Raw genomic sequence first — 21,802 nt, forward strand, 5'->3', positions numbered from 1 at the left:
CTGAGCAAAACAGATGCCGGTTTTTATGTAAGAGGAAGTTAAGATTTTCACTCAGAGTAAAAAGCAATTTGGTGAATTTTACATAAGCAATATAATAGAATGTAAGAATGACATAAAGAATAGGAGCAGAAAAAAGAAATCCGGCGTTCTGAAGATCAGAAAACCGGATTTCTTTTTTTACAGATATGATAATTCGCTTAAATGAATTATTTAGCAGCTTCTGGTAAAAGAATTACTAACATCTGAGCTGTTGTTGTTCCGATGTTTGTAACGCTCTTTTTAGAGTGCGGTGCGATATGTACGCTGTCGCCTGCCTCAAGAACAGTCTCAACTCCGTCATCGCCTTTGAATAACATTGTTCCTTCTACAATGTAGTAGATGGACTCCATAGCGTTGTCAGCGAACTCTGTGCCGCCGCCGCTTGGAAGGAAGTGAGAAAGACCGTTGATCAGTCTACCACCATCGATATCCTGCGGATCATGAAGTCTGCATAATTTGCACTCTTTGTGTCCTGGTGCCTCATAAGTATAATAAGCATCTTTTTTAGTAATTTTGTAGCCAGCCATAATATAAAACCTTCCTTTCTACCTGACATTTTTTACAAGACATAGTCTACCACCATGTGAGGGAAAAATCAACAATTTTCATGTAAAAAAATAAAAAAGTGTTAGTAGTAATGCACAAAAAGGAAACTGAATTACCGTACAGTAACTTAATAACAATATTGTATGTATTGCATAAAAAAGCGACATGAACTATACTAAACATGATGAATTTGACGAACGGAATTTTAGGTTTATCCGTTTCGCCTTGATCCATCTCAGCTTCTTATATAGAAACTGAAATGAGAAAAACCAAAAGGCAAAAAATGAAGGAGGATTTTGGGAAATGGTAAGTTTAAAGAAAGACTTTGTCGACAACATGTTTTCTGTAGAAGGAAAAGTAGCTCTGGTTACAGGTGCAACTGGTGCATTAGGAAAAGTTCTTGCTAAAGCATATGGTTATGCTGGAGCAAAAGTTATGATGACTGGTCGTAACGCAGCTAAATTAGAGGAGCTGGAGACAGAGTTCAAAGCAGAGAATATCGACTGCGCATACATCAAAGCTGATCCTGCAAAAGAGGAAGATGTTGACGCTTTAGTAAAAGGTACAGTTGCTAAATATGGTGAGATCAACATTCTTGCTGTTTGCCACGGATTCAACAAACCACAGAACATCTTAGAGCAGTCCGTAGCTGATTGGCAGTACATCATGGATGCTGACTGCAAATCTGTATACGTTGTTTGTAAATATGTTGCAGAGCAGATGGTTGCTCAGGGCAAAGGCGGTAAAGTAGTAGTTGTTACATCTCAGCGTTCTAAACGTGGTATGGCTGGATACACAGGATACTGTACATCTAAAGGTGGTGCAGACCTTATGGTTTCTTCCATGGCTTGTGATCTTTCCGCTAAATATGGTATCAATGTTAACTCTCTGTGCCCGACAGTATTCCGTAGCGATTTAACAGAGTGGATGTTCGATCCGGAGTCTGCTGTATACCAGAACTTTATGAAACGTGAGCCAATCGGACGTCTGGCTGAGCCGGAAGATTTCGTAGGATATGCTATCTTCCTTTCTTCTGACGCTTCTAACTACATCACAGGCGCTAACTGCGACTGCAGCGGTGGTTACTTAACCTGCTAATTATTGTCTTTGACAATAAACACAGTCATGTAATGTGGCGTACAAAACCATGATTGCAGACTTATTACACAAATTAAGAAGAGCTCCTGCCCGCCACAAGCGGGCGGGCTCTGTAAATGATTAATAAGACGGAGATGCAAAAATAATGAGTGAAATTAAAAATTTCTTAGTATGCGGCGGCGGAATGATGGGAAGCGCAATCGCACAGATCCTTGCAGGACTTGATGATGCAAAGGTTACTGTATATGATGTATTCCCAGTAAACGTAGAAGCAAAAGTTCGCAACAACATGAAACTTCTTGTAGAAAAAGGAATCGTAACAGAGGCAGACGTAGATAACATCGTTTCCAAAATCAGCTTTACACAGGATATGAACGACGAAGGCGTTAAAAACGCACAGATGGTTGTTGAGTGTGTATTAGAGGAGATGGAGATGAAACAGAATCTGTTCGCTCAGTTAGAGGAGTATGTAGCAGATGACTGTATCTTCTGTACAAATACATCCGTTATGAGCCCGACAGAGATTTCTGCAAAATGTAAACACCGTGAGAGACTTTGCGGTACACATTTCTGGAATCCTGCATTCCTGATTCCGTTAGTAGAGGTTGTTAAGACAGATGCTACTACAGATGAGGTTGCCCAGACTGTTATCGACGTTTTAACAGAAGCTGGTAAAAAACCGGTTCTTTGCAAAAAGGATGTTCCGGGATTTATCGCAAACAGAATGCAGCATGCTTTATGGCGTGAGGCTATTTCCATCGTTGAGCGTGGTATCGCAGATGCAAAAACTGTAGATGATGCTTGCAAATACAGCTTTGGTCTGAGACTTCCATACTTACCACCATTAGTAAACTCTGATATGGTAAGCACACAGCTGACATCCAATATCCATAACTATGTATTAAAAGATTTGGAAGACAGACATGATGCTTCTCCATTACTGAAACAGATGCTGGATGAAGGCAAAAACGGTTTCCGTGCAGAGGCAGTAGATGGTGTTCATGAAGGATTCATGAAATATACAGACGAAGAGATCGCAGAGATCAACGGTGGTCTGAATGAGTATCTGATCAAGATGCTTTACAACAAATAAATTTAATTATACAATAACATGGTTCATTCGTATCTTCGGGTAATGTGAAGGTACATGAAATAGACACACTATATTCTATTCAGGAGGATAATAAAAATGGGAAAAGTAGTAGTAGATTTAGCACATCCTTTTAGTGCAGAGATTCCGCGTTGGCCTTACTTTGATAAACCAGAAATCGTAGGCGCACATTCTATGGCTAAAGGTGGCGTTTTAACACAGAGAATTACATGTACAATGCATACAGGTACACACTGTGATGCACCACGTCACGTTATGGAGTATGAGTTCGATGGCAGACGTGCTCGTTACACACATGAGATGCCGGCTGATGCTTATGCTGGACAGGCTATCGTTTTCAAAATCGATATCGAGCCTTGGGGACTGATCACAGACAAACATCTTGATGCATGTATGAAAGAGTACGGCCTTAAAGATGGTGATCTGAAAGGAAAAATCCTTTGTCTGAACTCTGGAATGCATCGTTACTTCGATGATTCTAAAGCTTACTATCATTATGCAGCTGGTACAGGTATCGACGCTGGTAAATGGTTTGTAAAACAGGGCGTTAAATGTGTAGCTATGGACGGACAGGCTCTGGATCATCCGCTTCACACAGCTATGGGTAACAACGGTATGACAAGAATGAACCTTCTTGGCGCTACAGGTAAAACAATCGTTGAAGAGTACAAAGAGCTCTTTGGTGAGGAAGCTTACGCTGAGTTCGATAAATTCGAGTACATCCGTATCCATGGACAGGAAGCATATGATGAGAAATTTGGCGAGTTAGAGAACCTTGGTGTATGGGGAACTTGGGAGCCATGTCATAAAGAGATGCTTGGTCATGGTATTGTTGGTGTTGAGAACCTTGGTGGTGATCTTGATAAGATCGTTCCAGGTAAATGGTTCGACTTCCACTGCTACCCAATCAGATGGTACATGGGCGATGGCTCTATGGCTCATCCGGTTGCTTACGTTGACGAAGAGAACATTGATCCGACAGTTCCGGATAGAAAATACAAATACTGTGGAACAGGTTACGGCGATGCTGAAGAGTATGGTCTTAGCTGCCTTGACTACATCCAGAGACTGTTCAACCGCAACAAATAATTCTGGCTGGAATTACCAAATGATATAAAATAAGCCCATTGCAGCAATGCAGTGGGCTTATTCAGAGCTTATAAAATAGAGATATATTGTCAAATTTTTCAAAAGTTGCTATGTCAATGTCTTGACATTCGACCAGACATGACATAAAATTTAAATGTATGAATTTATACCATATAAATAAGAAATGAGGGAATGAAAAATGGCAAAGAAAACAATTATCACAGCAGCAGTAACTGGCGCATGGCCAAAAAAAGAGAACAACCCGAACGTTCCAATGACTCCACAGGAGATCGCTGATGACGTATACGCATGCTGGAAAGCAGGCGCTGCAATCGCTCATCTTCATATGAGAGATGATGAAGGAAATGGAACAATGGATACAGCTAAATTCGAAGAGACTGTAAACCTGATCCACACAAAATATCCGGATTGCGATATCATCCTGAACCTTACAACATCTGGAGATATCCACGCTGATGACGAGATCCGTGTTGCTCATGTTAAAAAATTAAAACCAGAGATGGCTTCTTATGACTGTGGTTCTATGAACTGGTTAAACAGTGGATTATTCATCAACTCCCCGAAATTCTTAACAGATTGTGGTCTGTTATTCCAGGAGACAAATACAAAACCAGAGATCGAAGCATTTGATCCGGGTATGATCGGAAACGCTGCTTACTATATCAAAAAAGGCGTTCTGAAAACACCTGTACACTTCCAGTTCTGCATGGGATGTGCAAATGGTATCCCGGGAACAATGAAAAATCTGATCTTCATGAAAGAGACAGCTGATGAGTTAGTAGGAAAAGGAAACTACACATGGTCCTGCTTCGGTGTTGGACACAGCGCAATGGAGATGCTGTACGGTGCTGTAGCACTTGGCGGCGGAATCCGTGTAGGTATGGAAGACAACGTAATGTACGCTAAAGGACAGCTTGCAGAGAGCAACGTTCAGTTCGTAGAGAGAGCTGCTCGTGTAATCAGAGAGTATGGTAACGAAGTTGCTACACCGGCTGAGGCACGTGAGATGCTTGGTTTAACAGCTAAATAATAGGAGGCTTCTTTATGACCTGGGGAGCTTTATACATGTATTATCATTGTCCAAAATGCGGAATGAAATTCGAATACGCACTGGATGTCATGACTGAGTTTGGTGATGAGTTCGGTTTCTGTCCGGAATGCCATGTGATGGGTGTCTATGAAAAAGAAGGTGCCCGTCAGAAGGATGACAATGATTACTTTGAAGTAGAGTAATAGAAAAGACACGATCAGAATCAGAAATGGTTTTGACCGTGTCTTTTTTTCTATATATAAATGAATGGCTAGTCATTGACAGGAGAATTTAAGAAACTATATTACAAAGATTTTATGTGGAAAGTTTTTCTTTTTATACGATAAAGTGTTTGCATTGCTTCTGGATGTGTGGCATAATATTCTATGTATTTGACATTGTGCAAAATGTGAAATGTGTAGGAAGGCTATAAGTAAAACAGGAGTAAAAAGAAAAGAATGGCAGTAATTAAGAGAGTATCCCTTGTGGATCAGGTATATGACAAATTGCGGGAGCGCATTGTACAGTTAAAGATTCCTTTTGGAAGTAAATTAAATGTAAGCAAACTTCAGGAGGAATATGGTGTAAGTTCCACACCGGTGCGTGAAGCGCTGAACCGTTTATTAAATGAAGGGCTGATTGAATTCGAAAACAACGTAGGTGCACACGTTATAGATATCACAGAGAAAGATGTCCGGGAGATTCAGGAGATTTCTTTTTCTTATCAGATGGTAGCCGCACGTAATGCACTTCGTAACGGCGATGCACAGAAGATGGCAGAGGAGATCGAAAAATACATTGAAGAATACCGTTCTTCCAATGGCGTCATTGAAAGCTGCAGATGTATCCGAAATATTATGGATGTATTTTATAAAAATTCCAACAATGATATGTTGATGACAAAAGTAACTTCTATGACAGGTATGGACGAGATTCTTCATGCATTATTTGCAATGCCGCGTGAAAAAGGTGGCAGTGGCGGACAGTACCATTCCGGTATCACATATTTTGAGCAGATTCATGATGCAGTTGCAAACAAAGATTTTGCAAAAATCTGTGATGGATTGGAAGCACATCAGTTGTGGTCACGGGGGTACATTCTTAAAAACCTTGAGACTGTGAAAAATAGATTCTAATATAGAGTATGAGAGCGGGATTCTTAATTTGTCCCAGCAGCTAACAATCGCTGCTAGGAAAAATTAAGATTCCCGCTATTTCAGTTATTGTCCTGAATTTACATGGCAAAAATATAATTCCTGACAAATATCTTTTTCTAATAGAAATTTTATCTCAGTCGAGAAGACTCCCACTTCTGCAAGTGGTGAGTAATAACAAGTCTTTCTCAGTGGGAGTACAATCTCCGACTGAGATAAACGCTCCGCGGGGGCGCACATTGTCTGGGAGACAATGGTTTTGCGCCGACCGGAACGAAGTGTAGATGTGCAGTGATTCTGAGAAGAATATGTCAGCTTTCGCTGACCAGAATCACGCACCAAGTCTCACGTGCGTTCGACTTGAATACATTTTCTGATAAACAGCGAAGAATGTATAAACTAAAAAATATAGGAATATTACCGTGATTTTTTATCACCGTGTAGATTAAGGGAAGTCCCTGATTTTTCTCAAGGAGCGATTGTTAGCGACTGAGACAAATCAGGGACTTCTCTTTCAATAATGTATATAAAAACAAAAAAATCGTGCACGATGCAAAATATAAAGTATAAATTGCAAATTTTCCTGTTGCGATACAAAAAGAATCATGCTATAATGAGAACCAATGAATGAGAAAAGAGTCTCAGGAAAGACTCAAAAAATATATAAACAAAAGCAGGAGGATTTTAGTATGGCAGTTATTAAAAACTTTGATGAGATCGTAGAGCGTGTAAAAGGTTTCCCAGAGCCAATGCGTGTAATCGTTGCAGCTGCTCAGGATGAGCACACATTACAGGCAATCAAACATGCACAGGAAGAAGGAATCGCAAAACCGGTTCTGGTTGGCGATAAAGCAGAGATCGACAAAATCTGTGCAGAGATCGGTCTGGTTGTACCGGAAGAAGATATTTACGATGTTCCGGATGTAGACGAGTCTGCAAAACGTGCCGTTGCCCTGATCCACGAAGGAAAAGGTGATTTCCTGATGAAAGGTAAAATGGAGACAGCACAGATCTTAAAACCGGCTGTAAACAAAGAGACAGGTCTTGGAACAGGCCGTGTAATGTCTCATTTCGTATTTGACGAACTTCCACATTATCATAAACTTCTTGTTACTACAGATGGTGGTATGATGACATACCCGACACTTGAGCAGAAAGCTCAGATCATCGAGAATACCGTAGAGACTCTGAAAGCTCTTGGATATGAGAATCCGAAGATCGCAGCTGTAGCAGCAGTAGAGAAAGTAAACCCGAAAATGCCTGAGACAGTAGAAGCACGCGAGTTAAAAGAGATGAACGAGCGCGGCGAGATCAAAGACTGTGTTGTTGAGGGACCGATCTCCCTGGATATCGCTCTGGACAAAGAGTGCGCAGACATCAAAGGTTTTGAAAGCCCGGTTGCAGGTGATGCAGATGTTATCCTTGTTCCAAACATCCAGGTTGGAAATATCCTTGGAAAATCCATCACAATCATTGCAAAAGGTAACATGGCAGGTTTCGTAGTTGGTGCTCAGGTACCGATCGTATTCTGCTCCAGAGGATCTTCTGCAAAAGAAAAATTCCTTTCTCTTGCATTAGCAGCAGCAGTAAGTGCAGGCAAAAACAAATAAGGAGACCGATATGGAAAAAATCTTAGTAATGAATCCAGGCTCCACATCCACAAAAATTGCGGTTTATCAGGATGAGACACCGTTATTTGTAGAGAGCATTGAACATTCTCAGGATGAGTTAAAACCTTTTGAAAATATTATCGATCAGTATGAGATGCGTAAAGACCTGATCCTTGCAACCATGGAGAAACATGGAGTACACAAAGAGGATCTGACAGCAATCGTATCCCGTGGAGGACTGCTTCCACCGATTAAAGCTGGTGCTTATCGTGTAAACGAAGATATGGTATGGCAGCTTACATACGCACCGCAGAATGAGCATGCATCCAACCTTGGCGCAGTTATCGCAAATGCCATCGCTACAGAGCTTGACATTCCGGCCTATATTTACGATGCAGTAACTGTTGATGAGCTGGAGCCACTTGCAAAAGTGACCGGTTTACCGGAGATGCAGCGTAAAGGTATGGGACATAACCTGAACATGCGTGCAGCAGCTATGAAATATGCAAAAGAGTATAACAAACCATACAGTGATATTTCTGTGATCGTTGCTCATCTGGGCGGTGGAATCACATTATCCCTGCACCACAAAGGTCAGATTGTTGATATGATCTCTGATGATGAAGGCCCGTTCTCACCGGAGCGTGCCGGCGGACTGCCTGCATTTCAGGTCATTGATATGGCAACCCGTGAAGGCATGGGCAAAAAAGCCATGATGAAAAAAGTAAAAACACAGGGTGGTCTTATGGGCTACTTTGGTGTAAATGATACACGAATCGTTGAAAAAATGATGATGGATGGCGATGAGAAAGCCAAACTGATCTATGATGCAATGATTCTCAATGTTGCAAGAAATATTGCAAAATTAAGTGTTTATGTGGATGGAAAAGTTGACAACATCATTCTGACCGGCGGTATTGCATATTCTGAATATTTTACAAAAGAAGTTGCAAAACGTGTAGAGTTTATCGCACCGGTAATCGTATATGCCGGTGAAAATGAGATGGAATCCCTTGCTTTAGGCGCTTTACGTGTACAGCGTGGCGAGGAAGAGGCCAGAACATTCACAAAAGTTGTTCCGGAATAAAATCAAATTATTTGATTTTATGATTTTCTAAATTATACCTATCCAGGAAAAGGACTTCTGCTTTGCAGGGGTCCTTTTTGTTGAAAAAATGGTACGCTTTTTGTATAATAAAAAAAGCAATAATTATAATTGAATGTATACGAATTAGAACATGTAAATGTGCAGAAAGGAGTTGAAAAAAGACGCTATTTTGTATACAATATAAAAAGTGAGTTAGTTAATAAATTAACAATAGAGGAGGTACTTATGTATAAGATTTTAGAACGTAAGCAGTTAGCTGATAAAATCTATTATATGGTTGTTGATGCACCAAGAGTAGCAAAAGCCTGTCTTCCGGGACAGTTTGTAATAGTAAAGATGGATGAGATCGGAGAGCGTATTCCGCTGACAATCTGTGATTATGACAGAGAAGCAGGAACCGTTACCATTGTATTCCAGATCGTTGGAGCTTCTACAGAGCGTATGTCAGCTTTGGAAGAGGGAGATGCATTCCAGGATTTTGTTGGACCGCTGGGATGCCCGTCTGAACTGGTAGAAGAAGACCTGGAAGAACTGAAAAAGAAAAAAATCATGTTTGTAGCAGGTGGTGTTGGAGCTGCACCGGTTTACCCACAGGTAAAATGGATGCATGAGCATGGCATAGATGTAGATGTAGTTGTCGGTGCAAAGAATCATGATATGCTGATCCTTGAGGATGAGATGAAAGCAGTAGCAGGAAATCTGTATGTATGTACAGATGATGGAAGCTATGGTATTCCGGGAATGGTTACCACAGCAATTGAAGATCTGGCAGCAAAAGCTGAGCAGCCGTATGATGTCTGCGTAGCCATCGGACCGATGATCATGATGAAATTCGTATGTCTGCTTACCAAAAAGCTGAACATTCCGACCATCGTTTCCATGAACCCAATCATGGTAGACGGAACTGGTATGTGTGGTGCATGCCGTCTGCAGGTTGGTGATGAGATCAAATTTGCATGTGTAGACGGACCGGAGTTTGACGGACATCTGGTTGATTTTGACCAGGCAATGAAACGTCAGCAGATGTATAAGACAGAAGAGGGACGCGCGATCCTGAAACTGCATGAAGGTGATACACATCATGGTGGATGCGGAAACTGCGGAGGTGACAACTAATGGATATGTTTAAAAAAGTTCCTGTAAGAGAGCAGGATCCAAAGGTAAGAGCAACAAATTTTGAAGAAGTTTGTTATGGATATAATAAAGAAGAAGCGATACAGGAAGCACAGAGATGTATCGGATGTAAAAATGCAAAATGTATCGAAGGATGTCCGGTTTCCATCGACATTCCTGGATTTATCGGAAAAGTAAAAACAGGCGAGATCGAAGAGGCTTACAAAATCCTTTCTCAGTATACATCCCTTCCGGCTACTTGTGGACGTGTATGCCCACAGGAGAACCAGTGTGAGGGAAGATGTGTCCGCGGTATCAAAGGCGAGGCAGTTTCCATCGGTAAACTGGAGCGTTTCGTAGCAGATGCAGCTGCTGAAAATAATTATAGCCAGCAGGCACCGGCTCCGTCAAACGGACATAAGATCGCAATCGTAGGTTCCGGTCCTGCAGGTCTGGCTTGCGCAGGCGAGCTTGCAAGAATGGGATGCGATGTTACAATTTTTGAAGCATTACATGAGCCGGGCGGAGTACTTCGTTACGGTATTCCGGAGTTCCGTCTTCCGAAACAGCGTATCGTTGCAAGAGAGATCAACAATGTAACAGATCTTGGTGTTAAAATTGAGACAAACGTTGTTATCGGTAAAGCGGTAACTGTTGATCAGCTGATCGATGAGGAAGGTTTCGAAGCTGTATTTATCGGCTCTGGAGCAGGTCTTCCGAAATTCATGGGTATTGATGGTGAGAACGCAAATGGTGTATTCTCTGCAAACGAGTACCTGACAAGAAATAACCTGATGAGCGCATACAGAGATGAGTATGACACACCGATTCACGGCGGAAAGAAAGTAGCTGTCGTTGGTGGTGGTAACGTAGCAATGGATGCTGCAAGAACTGCACTTCGTCTTGGTGCTGAAGTTCATATTGTATACAGAAGAAGTGAAGCAGAGCTTCCTGCCCGTGTGGAAGAAGTTCATCACGCAAAAGAAGAGGGCATTATCTTTGACCTTCTGACTAATCCGGTTAAGATCTATGAAGATGAGAACGGATGGGTATCCGGTCTTGAGTGTGTCCGCATGGAGCTTGGTGAGCCGGATGAGTCGGGAAGAAGACGTCCGCAGGAAATTCCGGGATCTAACTTTGTTCTGGATGTTGATACTGTTATCATGTCTCTGGGAACATCTCCAAACCCATTGATTTCTTCTACAACAAAGGGTCTGGAAGTAAATAAATGGAAATGTATCGTAGCTGATGAAGAGAACGGAAAGACAACCAAAGAGGGTGTCTATGCCGGTGGTGATGCAGTTACAGGTGCTGCTACCGTTATCCTTGCAATGGGAGCTGGTAAACATGCAGCACATGCAATCTATGATTATGTAACAAACAAATAAGGGTTTGTTGCAGAACAATTTATTCTGGCAGTTACACAGGTTGAATACAACCTTGTTTGTAGCTATATATAATATCCTATCCTAATAACAAAAAAAGCTGCATAAGCAGCTTTTTTTGTTTACTATTTTTGCTCCACTGGAGGATGCTTTTTCATATACGTATCCATGATATCTTGTAATTGGTCACGATATTTGACTTCTGTGTGAACTGCAAAGGCATCTGGATCAATGGGAAGATTCAATTCATTTAAGCGTCTGATACTCCAAATGTAAAGAATGTCTAATGCCGGGATCAAATCTTCTCCCAGAGGAGTCAGAATATATTCGACTTTCAATGGGATGGTGTTGTACTGTATTCTTTCAACCAGTCCGTCATGTGTCAGTTCTTTTAACTGCTGACTGAGCACTTTTTCGCTGACGCCGAGTGTCTTTTTTGTTTCGTTGAAACGGATTTTTCCATAATGATGGATGTGATGCAAAAGCGTCATCTTCCATTTACCGGAGATACAGTTTGTGACAAAATGATACGGATTAACAGTTTGTTGCATGGAAAGTATTTCACCTCCGACCTTTTCTTTTGATTTTTCTAAAAGTAATTTGGTTTAAAAAAGTAATTTAGTATCAAAAGGGTAACCATAGTGTAGCAGTTTCGTGACAAAATTTCAATGGATTCTGGTAAAAAATATTCAAAATATGATATAATTAGTCAAATAAGTGAAAAATTTAGAAAAATGGGTAAAAAAAGAGCAAAGCGGAGGTAGAAAAATGAAGACGGTAGAAGAAAGAGTAGCAGAGTTAAAAGACAGACATGCACGCGGATATAACTGTGCACAGGTGGTATTGTGCTCTTATGCAGATGTGCTTAGTATTGATGAGGAGACACTGTTTCAGATCTCAGAAGGATTTGGTGCAGGTATGGGTGGTATGATGGAAACCTGTGGTGCGGTGACCGCAATGTTTATGGCACTTGGATTGAAAAACAGTTCCGGGGATCTGCAGACATGCGATACTAAGCCACAGACCATGCGTTTGGTGCGGGAGCTGGCAGCAAAATTCAAGGATAAAAATGGTTCGATCGTATGTCGGGAACTGAAAGGTGTGGATACTGGAAAAGTGCTGCGAAGCTGTGATGGCTGTATCGAGGATGGTATTCGGATTCTTGGGGAATATTTATTAGACGAATAAAGGATTGTGTGATTAGACGGACGAAAAAAGAGAGAAAAAAGTATCCTGCAGACTAAGACGCCTTGCCGGATATTTTTTGAATATTTGGTTGGGCGGTTTTATTGGTATTTTAATGTCATATATTGATCGGGTGTCGCATATTCATAAGCAGAAGAGGAGAGTGACGGATATGACAAATAAAAATATTTATCAGAATATCGCAGCAAGAACCGGTGGTGATATTTATCTTGGGGTTGTGGGACCGGTCAGAACCGGAAAATCTACGTTTATCAAGCGTTTTATGGATCTGATGGTGCTGCCCCGCATGGAGGAGTCGGCAGGCAAACAGCGGATGATTGATGAATTGCCGCAGTCTGCACAGGGAAAAACGATCATGACAACGGAGCCGAAGTTTATTCCGCGGGAAGCGGCAACGATTCAACTGGATGAGGATGTGTCGGCAGATGTGAAGCTGATTGACTGTGTGGGGTATCTGATTGAGGGTGTCAGCGGGCATATGGAGGATGGTGCGGAGCGGATGGTAAAGACACCATGGTACGGCTATGAGATTCCATTTGCAAAAGCGGCACAGATCGGGACGGAGAAGGTCATTCGGGAGCATGCAACGATTGGAATTGTAGTGACAACGGATGGCAGTTTTACGGATATTCCACGGGAGAATTATGTCCCGGCAGAGGAAAAAACGGTGGAAGAATTAAAAAAGATTGGAAAGCCGTTTGTAATTTTACTGAATACACCGAGGCCGCACAGTACCGGGGCAGAACAGCTTTGTCAGGAGTTGCAGGAGAAATATGGTGTCACTGTGCTGGCGGTGAACTGTGAACAATTGAAATCGGAAGATATTCGGCAGATTTTGCAGAGTGTGCTGTATGAATTTCCACTGGAGGCGTTAGAATTTTATGTCCCAAAATGGGTAGAAATGCTCCCGACAGCGCATAAAGTGAAACAGGCAGCGATACAGGAAGCGGGGAAAATTTTGCAACAGGCAGATCAGATGAAGGATATTGTCGGGCATACTTTTTTGCCGGAACATGAGGAAATTGCAGAAATTCGTCTGGATGTGACGGACCTTGCCAGCGGAACGGTAAAAATTTGTCTGGGAGTGGATGAACGGTATTATTATGAAAATATCAGTGAATTGACAGGGATTCCGATTCACGGTGAATATGAACTGCTATCCCTGATCCGGGAACTTGCCAAACAGAAAAAAGCGTACGAACAGGTGGCTTCTGCAATCGAAAGTGTCCGTGACACGGGATATGGCGTGGTATCTCCGTCCATGGATGACATCAGTATTGAGGAACCAACGCTAATCAAACATGGTAATCGCTATGGGGTGCGTGTGAAAGCATCTTCCCCGTCCATACATATGATCCGTGCAAATATTGAGACCGAGATTGCGCCGATCATCGGAAGCGAAGAACAGGCAAACGATCTGGTTACTTATATCAAAGACAATCAGAATACGTCAGAAGGTCTCTGGAAAACCAATATTTTCGGAAAATCCATCGGAGAACTGGTGGAAGATGGAATTCGGCGAAAAATCACGATGATGGATGAAGAAAGCCAGCAAAAATTGCAGGATACCATGAAAAAAATTGTCAACGATAATAATGGTGGTCTTGTATGTATCATATTGTAAAAACGTAAGAAAGTCCGACAGAAGTATCACACAAGGCGTCTTAGCCTGTGGGATACTTCTGCCGGGCTTTCGTATTATATATCAAAAAGGGGAACATCTTCACGGACTTGTTCATTTTTGGGTTTTGTGGTATTATAATTTACTATCTATGTGAAAAGTGTAACGATTTCAAGTAAAACAGATAAAAAGGAGAAGTTTGGCATGAGTGAAGTATATGACAAATTACTGAGATGTTATTACAGTGTGAGAGAAAAAGTATCCTTTGAACCGCAGATTGCATTGATTCTTGGTTCCGGTCTGGGGGATTATGCGGAGCACATTCAGGTAGAAGCGGTTCTGGATTATCATGAAATCGAAGGTTTTCCGGTTTCTACGGTACTGGGACACAAAGGACGTTTCGTGTTTGGTTATATTCAGGACGTCCCTGTGGTAATTATGCAGGGCAGAGTACATTATTATGAAGGCTATTCGATGAGTGATGTCGTGCTTCCTACCAGACTGATGGGACTGCTTGGAGCAAAGGTTTTATTCCTGACAAATGCTTCCGGTGGAATTCAGGATGGGATGCAGGTTGGCGATTTTATGCTGATCACCGGACATATTTCCAGCTTTGTGCCGTCTCCTCTGATCGGACCAAATCCGGATGAGCTTGGCACCCGTTTTCCGGATATGAGTGAGGTTTATAAAAAGGATCTGCAGGAAGTGATCCGAACTACTGCAAAAGAGTTACAGATTCCGTTGAAAGAGGGCGTGTATGTGCAGACAACCGGACCGAATTATGAATCTCCGGAAGAAATACAGATGTTTAAGATTCTTGGCGCAGATGCGGTTGGCATGAGCACTGCCTGTGAAGCAATGGCGGCGAATCATATGGGCATGCGCGTTTGTGGTATTTCCTGTATTTCGAATCTGGCAGCAGGTATTTCTAAACATCCTCTGACGCACGCGGAGATTCAGGAGATGGCAGACCGGGTGGCGCCAGTGTTTAAACAGCTGATTACAGAATCTGTAGTAAATATTGCAAAGACGGTAAATGATGCTTGTTAGAAAAATGGATCTGTGTGACTGAATAAAAATAAAGAATGTGAAATACAGAAGACAAAAATACAATAGAAATCAATGATTTGTATAAATATGTTTTATCTCAGTCGAGAAGACTCCCACTTCTGCAAGTGGTGAGTAATAACAAGTCTTTCTCAGTGGGAGTACAATCTCCGACTGAGATAAACGCTCCGCGGGGGCGCACATTGTCTGGGAGACAATGGTTTTGCGCCGACCGGAACGAAGTGTAGATGTGCAGTGATTCTGAGAAGAATATGTCAGCTTTCGCTGACCAGAATCACGCACCAAGTCTCGCGTGCGTTCGACTTGAATATATAGAAACAATATGAGAAAGGAAAGAAGATGAATATTCGTTTTTATAATGCAAAAATCCTGACGTTAAATGAGCAGGAACAGTTTGAAATTATTCATGGAGAACTCTGGGTAAATGGAGATTCCATCCGTTATGTGGGAGAGAGCAAAAAACCGGCGGAAATCTGTGCCGAATTAAAACTGGAGATGCCAGTATGGGAGCGTGAGATCGATGTAAAAGGCAATCTGCTGATGCCTGGATTTAAAAACGCCCATGCGCATACCTATATGACATTTTTACGTTCCTATGCGGACGATTTGCCGCTGCAGGAGTGGTTATATCAGATGTGCTTTCCGAAGGAGGACAAGCTGGATACCGAAAATATCCGTCCATTGGAAGTACTTGGTATCATGGAGTATCTGACCAGTGGTATCACCACAAGTTTTGATATGTGTTATTTCCCGCCGGTGTATGCACAGGTGGCAGCACAGTGTGGGTTCCGTGCAGTACAGGTATCCGGTGTCAACAGTTTTGGCGGAAGCGCAGCAGTGGTTGAGGAGAATTACCTGAAAGTCAATGAGACCAGTGATCTGACATCTTTCATGATCGGTTTCCATGCGGAATACACCACAAAAATGGATCTGATGAAAGAAATCGCAGATCTGGCGCACAAATACAAATCTCCGGTATTCCTGCACAATTCTGAGACACAGAACGAGGTGAAAGAGTGTCTGGAACGTTATGGTAAGACACCGACACAGCTGACAGAAGAACTTGGCATGTATGAGTATGGTGGCGGCGGATATCACTGTGTATATTTTGATGATAAAGATTTTGAAATCTTTAAGAAACGCCAGCTTACCGCAGTTACCTGTCCGGCTTCCAATCTGAAACTGGCAAGTGGAATCGCACCACTGAAACGGTTTGTAGAGGAAGGTATTCCGGTGGCGATCGGTACAGACGGACCGGCAAGTAACAACAGTCTGGATATGTTTAAGGAAATGTTTCTGGCAAGCGCACTTGCAAAGGTGCGTGAAATGGATGCGGAGTGCATCAGCGCGGACAAGATTTTATATATGGCAACCACAGGCGGCGCCCATGCTATGGGACTGGACAACTGTGACCGTCTGGCCGCAGGCAAGAAAGCGGATCTGATTATGATCGATCTGCAGCAGCCAAACATGCAGCCAGAGAATAACATCGTAAAAAATCTTGTATACAGCGGAAGCAAACAGAACGTGAAGCTGACCATGGTAAACGGAAAAATCCTGTATGAAGATCAGAAATTCTCTATCGGATTTGAACCGGCTGATATTTATAAAGAAGCAAACCGCATTATTCGTTCTATGGAAGGATAAAATTTATGAAAGTAACATTATATACCGATGGTGCTGCCCGGGGAAACCCGGACGGACCGGGCGGATACGGAGCCGTTTTACAGTTTATTGATTCCACAGGCAAACTGCATGAACGCGAATTAAGTGCCGGATACCGCAAGACAACAAATAACCGCATGGAGCTGATGGCAGCAATCGTGGGACTGGAAGCTCTGGTAAAACCGTGTCAGGTGGAACTGTATTCTGATTCTAAGTATCTGACGGATGCCTTCAATCAGCACTGGATCGATGGATGGCTGAAACGCGGCTGGAAGAAATCAGACAAATCTCCGGTAAAAAACAAAGATCTGTGGAGCAGACTTTTGGCGGCGATGGAACCGCATCAGGTAACGTTTCACTGGGTGAAAGGGCATGACGGACATCCGGAGAATGAACGTTGTGACCGTCTTGCGACAACAGCGGCAGACGGTGGTGATCTGTTGGAGGATGAGATAACAGAATGAGAAAACAAATGAGTAACAGCGGTCTGTTTTTGTGCTTTACGGCACTGACAGGTGCTGTGATCGCCGGTCTGGTATGGCTGTATCTGAAAATTGCAAATGTAGGGATTACAGTCATCTGGGAAATGATTCCGGCATACATAGATTCCTGGTATTATACGATTCTGATGTGTCTGGCTGGCGGAGTGGTGATTGGACTGTTTCACAGGATATACGGACCGTATCCGGAGCAGATGGCAGATTCTGTGAAACGTGTCAAGGACACTGGAACTTATCCGTATCGAAAACTGCCGATGATCGTGGCAGCGTCCTTTCTGTCGTTATTTTTCGGCGGGGCGGTAGGACCGGAATCCGGTCTGGTTAGTCTCCTGCTTGGACTTTGCTGCTGGGCGATGGATCAGTTCGGACTGGCACGCTGGAAGATGAACACGCTGCTTGCCGGAAACCCTTATATTATGAAAAAAGAACTGTTTCGGGTGATGGCGGCAGGACTATTTTTGCCACCGGATCAGATTGTATACGACAAAGGAAAAATTGAATGGAAGCGGAAAGAGCAGGTCGCAGCAGGTGTGACGGCAGGTCTGACCGGACTTGCAGTATATGAACTGTTGAATTTGATTTTTGGCAGATGTCTGTCTGTACCACATTTGCAGGGCGGTGTACTGCTGTTGAGAGATAAAGTGGCGGTTGTTCTTCTGATCATTGTGGGGATTGCCGCAGGTTATCTGTTCCTGATCTTTCAGAAAATCAGTAACTGGTTTTTTGGAAAAATGCGGGAGAAAAATCTGGCAGTTTTAAATGCGGTACTTGGTGGATTGATTCTTGGGTTGATCGGAACGGCACTTCCGATGACTATGTTTTCTGGTGGTAGTGATATTCAGACTATGCAGTATGAATATCTGAAATTTACACCGTATCTGTTGATCGTGATCGGTGTGGTGAAGCTGTTTTTGACAAATGTCTGCATTGCTTCCGGCTGGAGAGGCGGACATTTTTTTCCAATGCTTTTCAGTGGACTGAGCATCGGATATGGATTTGCAGCAATTTTTCATACGAATGAGATCGTCAGTGTGGTGCTGGTGACAGGCGCACTGTTGGGAACTGTATTGCAGCAGCCGCTTGGGGCGTTGGCACTTTCACTAATTTTCTTCCCGATGAAAAATCTGGGCTGGATGATTCTGGCGTCCATGGTAGGTGGATGTGTGCCGGTTCCGGTGTCGCTTCGCACAAATCCGGAGAACAAAGGCTTTGTATACAATATGATACATATGAAAAAACGTGGAAAGTTTTTGCCTGGTAAGGAGTAAGCACTTTAATTAAGTCAAACTTAGGTGGAGTTTAGTATATGATTTCGACTAGCATAAGTTACCTGTTTTTTCAAAACTAATATGCATTTTTCCAGAGTAATTATTTTAGCCTGAATTGGAAATGAGATAAAATAATGCATCGCTTTACAAGGAAGAAATGCTATGATATTATGATAAGAGTGTGTAATTGTACTGTTTTCAGTGATTGCATAAATGAATTAGATATTCAAAATAAACACATAGATGGAGGAACACGAGAGTGAAAAAGTATGGTGTAAATGAATTACGAAGAATGTATCTTGACTTTTTCAAAAGCAAAGATCATCTTGTTATGAAAAGTTTTTCGCTGATCCCGCATAATGACAACAGTCTGTTGCTGATCAATGCAGGAATGGCACCGTTAAAACCTTATTTTACAGGAGCAGAGATTCCGCCGAAGCGCAGAGTTTCCACCTGTCAGAAATGTATCCGTACCGGTGATATCGAAAACGTAGGAAAGACAGCACGTCATCTGACCTTTTTCGAGATGCTTGGTAACTTTTCTTTTGGCGATTATTTCAAACATGAAGCAATCGCCTGGTCCTGGGAATTTTTAACAAAAGTTCTGGAGTTAGATCCGGAGCGCCTGTATCCGTCTATTTACGGAGAGGATGAGGAAGCATTTGAAATCTGGACAAAAGAGGTCGGTGTACCGGCAGAGAAGATCACACGCTTTTACCGTGATGAAAACGGGGAGTGCGATAACTTCTGGGAGCATGGCGCAGGTCCTTGCGGTCCATGTTCTGAGATTTACTATGACCGTGGAGAGAAATATGGCTGTGGCAGCCCGGACTGTAAAGTAGGCTGTGACTGTGATCGTTTTATGGAAGTATGGAACAACGTATTTACACAGTTCAACGGTGATGGAAAAGGAAATTACGAAGAGTTAGAGAATAAAAATATTGATACAGGTATGGGACTTGAGCGTCTGGCTGTTGTTATGCAGGATGTAGATTCCGTATTTGATATTGATACAATGAAAGCAATCCGTGATAAAGTATGTGAAATGTCTCACAAAACTTACCAGACAGATGCACTGGATGACGTATCTATCCGTCTGATCACAGATCATATCCGTTCTGCTACATTCATGGTATCTGATGGTATCATGCCGACCAACGAGGGCAGAGGCTATGTACTTCGTCGTCTGATCCGTCGTGCGGCAAGACACGGAAAAATGCTTGGTATCGACGGACTGTTCCTGGCAGAACTGAGCAAAACTGTTATCAACGAGAGCAAAGACGGTTATCCGGAACTGGAAGAGAAAAAAGAATTCATTTTCCGTGTACTGACACAGGAAGAGGAAAAATTTAATAAAACTATCGATCAGGGACTTGCAATCCTGGCTGACCTGCAGGCAGAGATGGAAAAAGAAGGGAAGAAAGTTCTTTCCGGAGAAGATGCATTCCGTCTGTATGACACTTACGGATTCCCGGTAGATCTGACCGAAGAAATCCTGGAAGAAAAAGGCTTTACCATTGATCAGGAAGGCTTTGAGGCAGCCATGGAAGAACAGCGTACCAAAGCACGTAACGCACGAAAAGTAACAAACTATATGGGTGCAGATGCAACTGTTTATGATGCCATCGATCCGTCCGTTACCACAACATTTGTTGGATATGATCGTTTCAGTCATGATTCAGAAGTAACTGTTCTGACCAGTGAGACAGAACTGGTTGAGGCACTGACAGATGGCGAAGCAGGTACTATTTTTGTAAACGAGACTCCGTTCTACGCAACCATGGGTGGACAGACCGCTGATACCGGTTATATCCGTACTGCAGAGGGTGAGTTCCGTGTAGAAGATACTGTAAAAATGCTTGGCGGTAAAGTCGGACACATTGGCCGTGTGACAAAAGGTATGATCAAAGTCGGTGATACAGTTACTCTGGAAGTAGATGCAAAAAGACGTTCTCTGATCGCAAAGAACCACAGTGCAACTCACTTACTGCAGAAAGCCCTGCGTAACGTACTTGGTTCTCATGTAGAGCAGAAAGGTTCTGATGTAAATCCGGATCGTCTGCGTTTTGACTTCTCTCATTTTTCTGCTATGACAGAGGAAGAGTTAAAACAGGTTGAGACCATCGTAAATGAGAAGATCGCAGAGGCACTTCCGGTTGAGACAAGCATCATGAGTCTGGAAGAAGCAAAGAAAACAGGTGCGATGGCACTGTTTGGTGAGAAATACGGTGATTCCGTCCGTGTGGTAAAAATGGGTGACTTTTCTACCGAACTCTGTGGTGGTACTCATGTTGCAAATACTAGCGAGATTTCCGCATTCAAGATCGTGTCTGAGTCCGGTATCGCAGCAGGTGTAAGACGTATCGAGGCACTGACTTCGGATGCATTGTATGCTTACTATGATAAATTAGAGGAGATCATCAACGAGGCAGCAGCATTACTGAAAACAAATGCAGCAGGTCTGACAGAAAAGATCACTCATCTTCAGGCAGAAGTGAAAGAACTTCACAGCGAGAACGAGTCCTTAAAGAGCAAAGCTGCTCAGGATGCACTTGGCGATGTTATGGATCGCGTAGAAGAAGTAAACGGTGTGAAACTTCTGGCAAGCGCACTGGAGAACGTTGATATGAACGGACTTCGTGATCTGGGCGATCAGTTAAAAGAGAAACTTGGTGAGGGTGTTGTTGTTCTGGCATCTGCGAACGAAGGAAAAGTAAGTCTGGTAGCTATGGCAACTGACGGCGCAATGAAACAGGGTGCACATGCAGGTAATCTGATCAAAGCAATTGCTGCAAAAGTTGGCGGTGGCGGCGGCGGACGTCCGAATATGGCTCAGGCGGGTGGAAAGAATCCGACAGGAATCCCGGATGCGATCGCAGCAGCAAAAGAAGCACTGGCAGGTCAGATTAAATAATAAGATAATTTATCTCAGTCGAGAAGACTCCCACTTCTGCAAGTGGTGAGTAATAACAAGTCTTTCTCAGTGGGAGTACAATCTCCGACTGAGATAAACGCTCCGCGGGGACGCACATTGTCTGGGAGACAATGGTTTTGCGCCGACCGGAACGAAGTGTAGATGTGCACTGATTCTGAGAAGAATATGTCAGCTTTCGCTGACCAGAATCACGCACCAAGTCTCACGTGCGTTCGACTTGAACCTCTGTATTCAG

The 21,802-nt window shown here is 42.8% G+C and carries 19 protein-coding genes; 17 read left to right on the plus strand and 2 right to left on the minus strand.

Going from position 1 to position 21,802, the window contains the following annotated elements; all coding sequences use genetic code 11:
• Nucleotides 1-206: 206 nt before the first annotated feature.
• Nucleotides 207-566 (minus strand): cupin domain-containing protein, encoded by a 360-nt coding sequence (locus tag DXB15_RS02465; protein WP_109215502.1) that lies wholly within the window; start codon nucleotides 564-566, stop codon nucleotides 207-209.
• 322 nt (nucleotides 567-888) lie between these two features.
• Here DXB15_RS02465 and DXB15_RS02475 point away from each other — a divergent pair, with 322 nt between their 5' ends.
• The 10 genes from DXB15_RS02475 to gltA all read left to right on the plus strand — a co-directional run bounded on the left by DXB15_RS02475 (nucleotide 889) and on the right by gltA (nucleotide 11,307).
• Nucleotides 889-1,683: an SDR family NAD(P)-dependent oxidoreductase gene (locus tag DXB15_RS02475; protein ID WP_109215504.1), complete on the plus strand. Its 795-nt coding sequence runs from the start codon at nucleotides 889-891 to the stop codon at nucleotides 1,681-1,683.
• Nucleotides 1,684-1,828: 145 nt separating this feature from the next.
• A complete protein-coding gene (locus DXB15_RS02480) occupies nucleotides 1,829-2,776 on the plus strand; it encodes a 3-hydroxyacyl-CoA dehydrogenase family protein (RefSeq protein WP_109215505.1) in 948 nt (315 codons plus the stop codon).
• A gap of 96 nt (nucleotides 2,777-2,872) precedes the next feature.
• Nucleotides 2,873-3,883 carry a cyclase family protein gene (locus DXB15_RS02485; RefSeq protein WP_109215506.1) on the plus strand — a complete coding sequence of 337 codons (1,011 nt, stop codon included), beginning with the start codon at nucleotides 2,873-2,875 and terminating at the stop codon, nucleotides 3,881-3,883.
• A gap of 199 nt (nucleotides 3,884-4,082) precedes the next feature.
• The gene (locus DXB15_RS02490) at nucleotides 4,083-4,934 is read left to right on the plus strand and encodes a 3-keto-5-aminohexanoate cleavage protein (RefSeq protein WP_109215507.1); all 852 of its coding nucleotides are present in this window, start codon (nucleotides 4,083-4,085) and stop codon (nucleotides 4,932-4,934) included.
• A 14-nt stretch (nucleotides 4,935-4,948) separates the two neighbouring features.
• A complete protein-coding gene (locus DXB15_RS02495) occupies nucleotides 4,949-5,137 on the plus strand; it encodes an excinuclease ATPase subunit (RefSeq protein WP_109215508.1) in 189 nt (62 codons plus the stop codon).
• Between the two features lie 255 nt (nucleotides 5,138-5,392).
• Entirely contained in the window at nucleotides 5,393-6,070 is a 678-nt protein-coding gene (locus tag DXB15_RS02500) for a GntR family transcriptional regulator (RefSeq protein WP_118701926.1), read from the plus strand.
• Between the two features lie 641 nt (nucleotides 6,071-6,711).
• Nucleotides 6,712-7,698, plus strand: a complete 987-nt coding sequence (locus DXB15_RS02505; protein ID WP_118701927.1) for a bifunctional enoyl-CoA hydratase/phosphate acetyltransferase — start codon at nucleotides 6,712-6,714, stop codon at nucleotides 7,696-7,698.
• A gap of 10 nt (nucleotides 7,699-7,708) precedes the next feature.
• Entirely contained in the window at nucleotides 7,709-8,785 is a 1,077-nt protein-coding gene (gene buk, locus DXB15_RS02510) for a butyrate kinase (protein WP_118701928.1), read from the plus strand.
• A 246-nt stretch (nucleotides 8,786-9,031) separates the two neighbouring features.
• Nucleotides 9,032-9,922: a sulfide/dihydroorotate dehydrogenase-like FAD/NAD-binding protein gene (locus tag DXB15_RS02515; RefSeq protein WP_109215511.1), complete on the plus strand. Its 891-nt coding sequence runs from the start codon at nucleotides 9,032-9,034 to the stop codon at nucleotides 9,920-9,922.
• Complete coding sequence (gene gltA, locus DXB15_RS02520; protein WP_118701929.1) at nucleotides 9,922-11,307, plus strand: NADPH-dependent glutamate synthase; 1,386 nt, start codon at nucleotides 9,922-9,924, stop codon at nucleotides 11,305-11,307. The genes DXB15_RS02515 and gltA overlap by 1 nt, the downstream gene beginning before the upstream one ends.
• A gap of 122 nt (nucleotides 11,308-11,429) precedes the next feature.
• On the opposite strand, the gene DXB15_RS02525 is transcribed toward gltA, so the two are convergent.
• Complete coding sequence (locus DXB15_RS02525; protein ID WP_109215513.1) at nucleotides 11,430-11,855, minus strand: winged helix-turn-helix transcriptional regulator; 426 nt, start codon at nucleotides 11,853-11,855, stop codon at nucleotides 11,430-11,432.
• Nucleotides 11,856-12,072: 217 nt separating this feature from the next.
• On the opposite strand from DXB15_RS02525, the gene DXB15_RS02530 reads away from it, so the two are divergent.
• From DXB15_RS02530 to alaS, 7 genes are all read left to right on the plus strand, one after another.
• Nucleotides 12,073-12,492, plus strand: coding sequence for a C-GCAxxG-C-C family protein (locus tag DXB15_RS02530; protein ID WP_118701930.1), 420 nt, complete (start codon nucleotides 12,073-12,075; stop codon nucleotides 12,490-12,492).
• A gap of 169 nt (nucleotides 12,493-12,661) precedes the next feature.
• Complete coding sequence (spoIVA, locus tag DXB15_RS02535; RefSeq protein WP_109215515.1) at nucleotides 12,662-14,134, plus strand: stage IV sporulation protein A; 1,473 nt, start codon at nucleotides 12,662-12,664, stop codon at nucleotides 14,132-14,134.
• A 201-nt stretch (nucleotides 14,135-14,335) separates the two neighbouring features.
• Nucleotides 14,336-15,181: a purine-nucleoside phosphorylase gene (locus DXB15_RS02540; RefSeq protein ID WP_118701931.1), complete on the plus strand. Its 846-nt coding sequence runs from the start codon at nucleotides 14,336-14,338 to the stop codon at nucleotides 15,179-15,181.
• Between the two features lie 357 nt (nucleotides 15,182-15,538).
• Entirely contained in the window at nucleotides 15,539-16,846 is a 1,308-nt protein-coding gene (locus DXB15_RS02545) for an amidohydrolase (RefSeq protein ID WP_118701932.1), read from the plus strand.
• A gap of 5 nt (nucleotides 16,847-16,851) precedes the next feature.
• Nucleotides 16,852-17,328, plus strand: coding sequence for a ribonuclease HI (gene rnhA / locus DXB15_RS02550; RefSeq protein WP_109215562.1), 477 nt, complete (start codon nucleotides 16,852-16,854; stop codon nucleotides 17,326-17,328).
• Entirely contained in the window at nucleotides 17,325-18,632 is a 1,308-nt protein-coding gene (locus DXB15_RS02555) for a chloride channel protein (RefSeq protein ID WP_118701933.1), read from the plus strand. Before rnhA ends, DXB15_RS02555 begins: the two co-directional genes overlap by 4 nt.
• 259 nt (nucleotides 18,633-18,891) lie before the next feature.
• A complete protein-coding gene (gene alaS, locus DXB15_RS02560) occupies nucleotides 18,892-21,546 on the plus strand; it encodes an alanine--tRNA ligase (protein WP_118701934.1) in 2,655 nt (884 codons plus the stop codon).
• Nucleotides 21,547-21,802: the final 256 nt, after the last annotated feature.

It is taken from the genome of Roseburia sp. OM02-15 (assembly GCF_003481835.1).
Lineage (GTDB): Bacteria > Bacillota > Clostridia > Lachnospirales > Lachnospiraceae > Eubacterium_I > Eubacterium_I ramulus_A.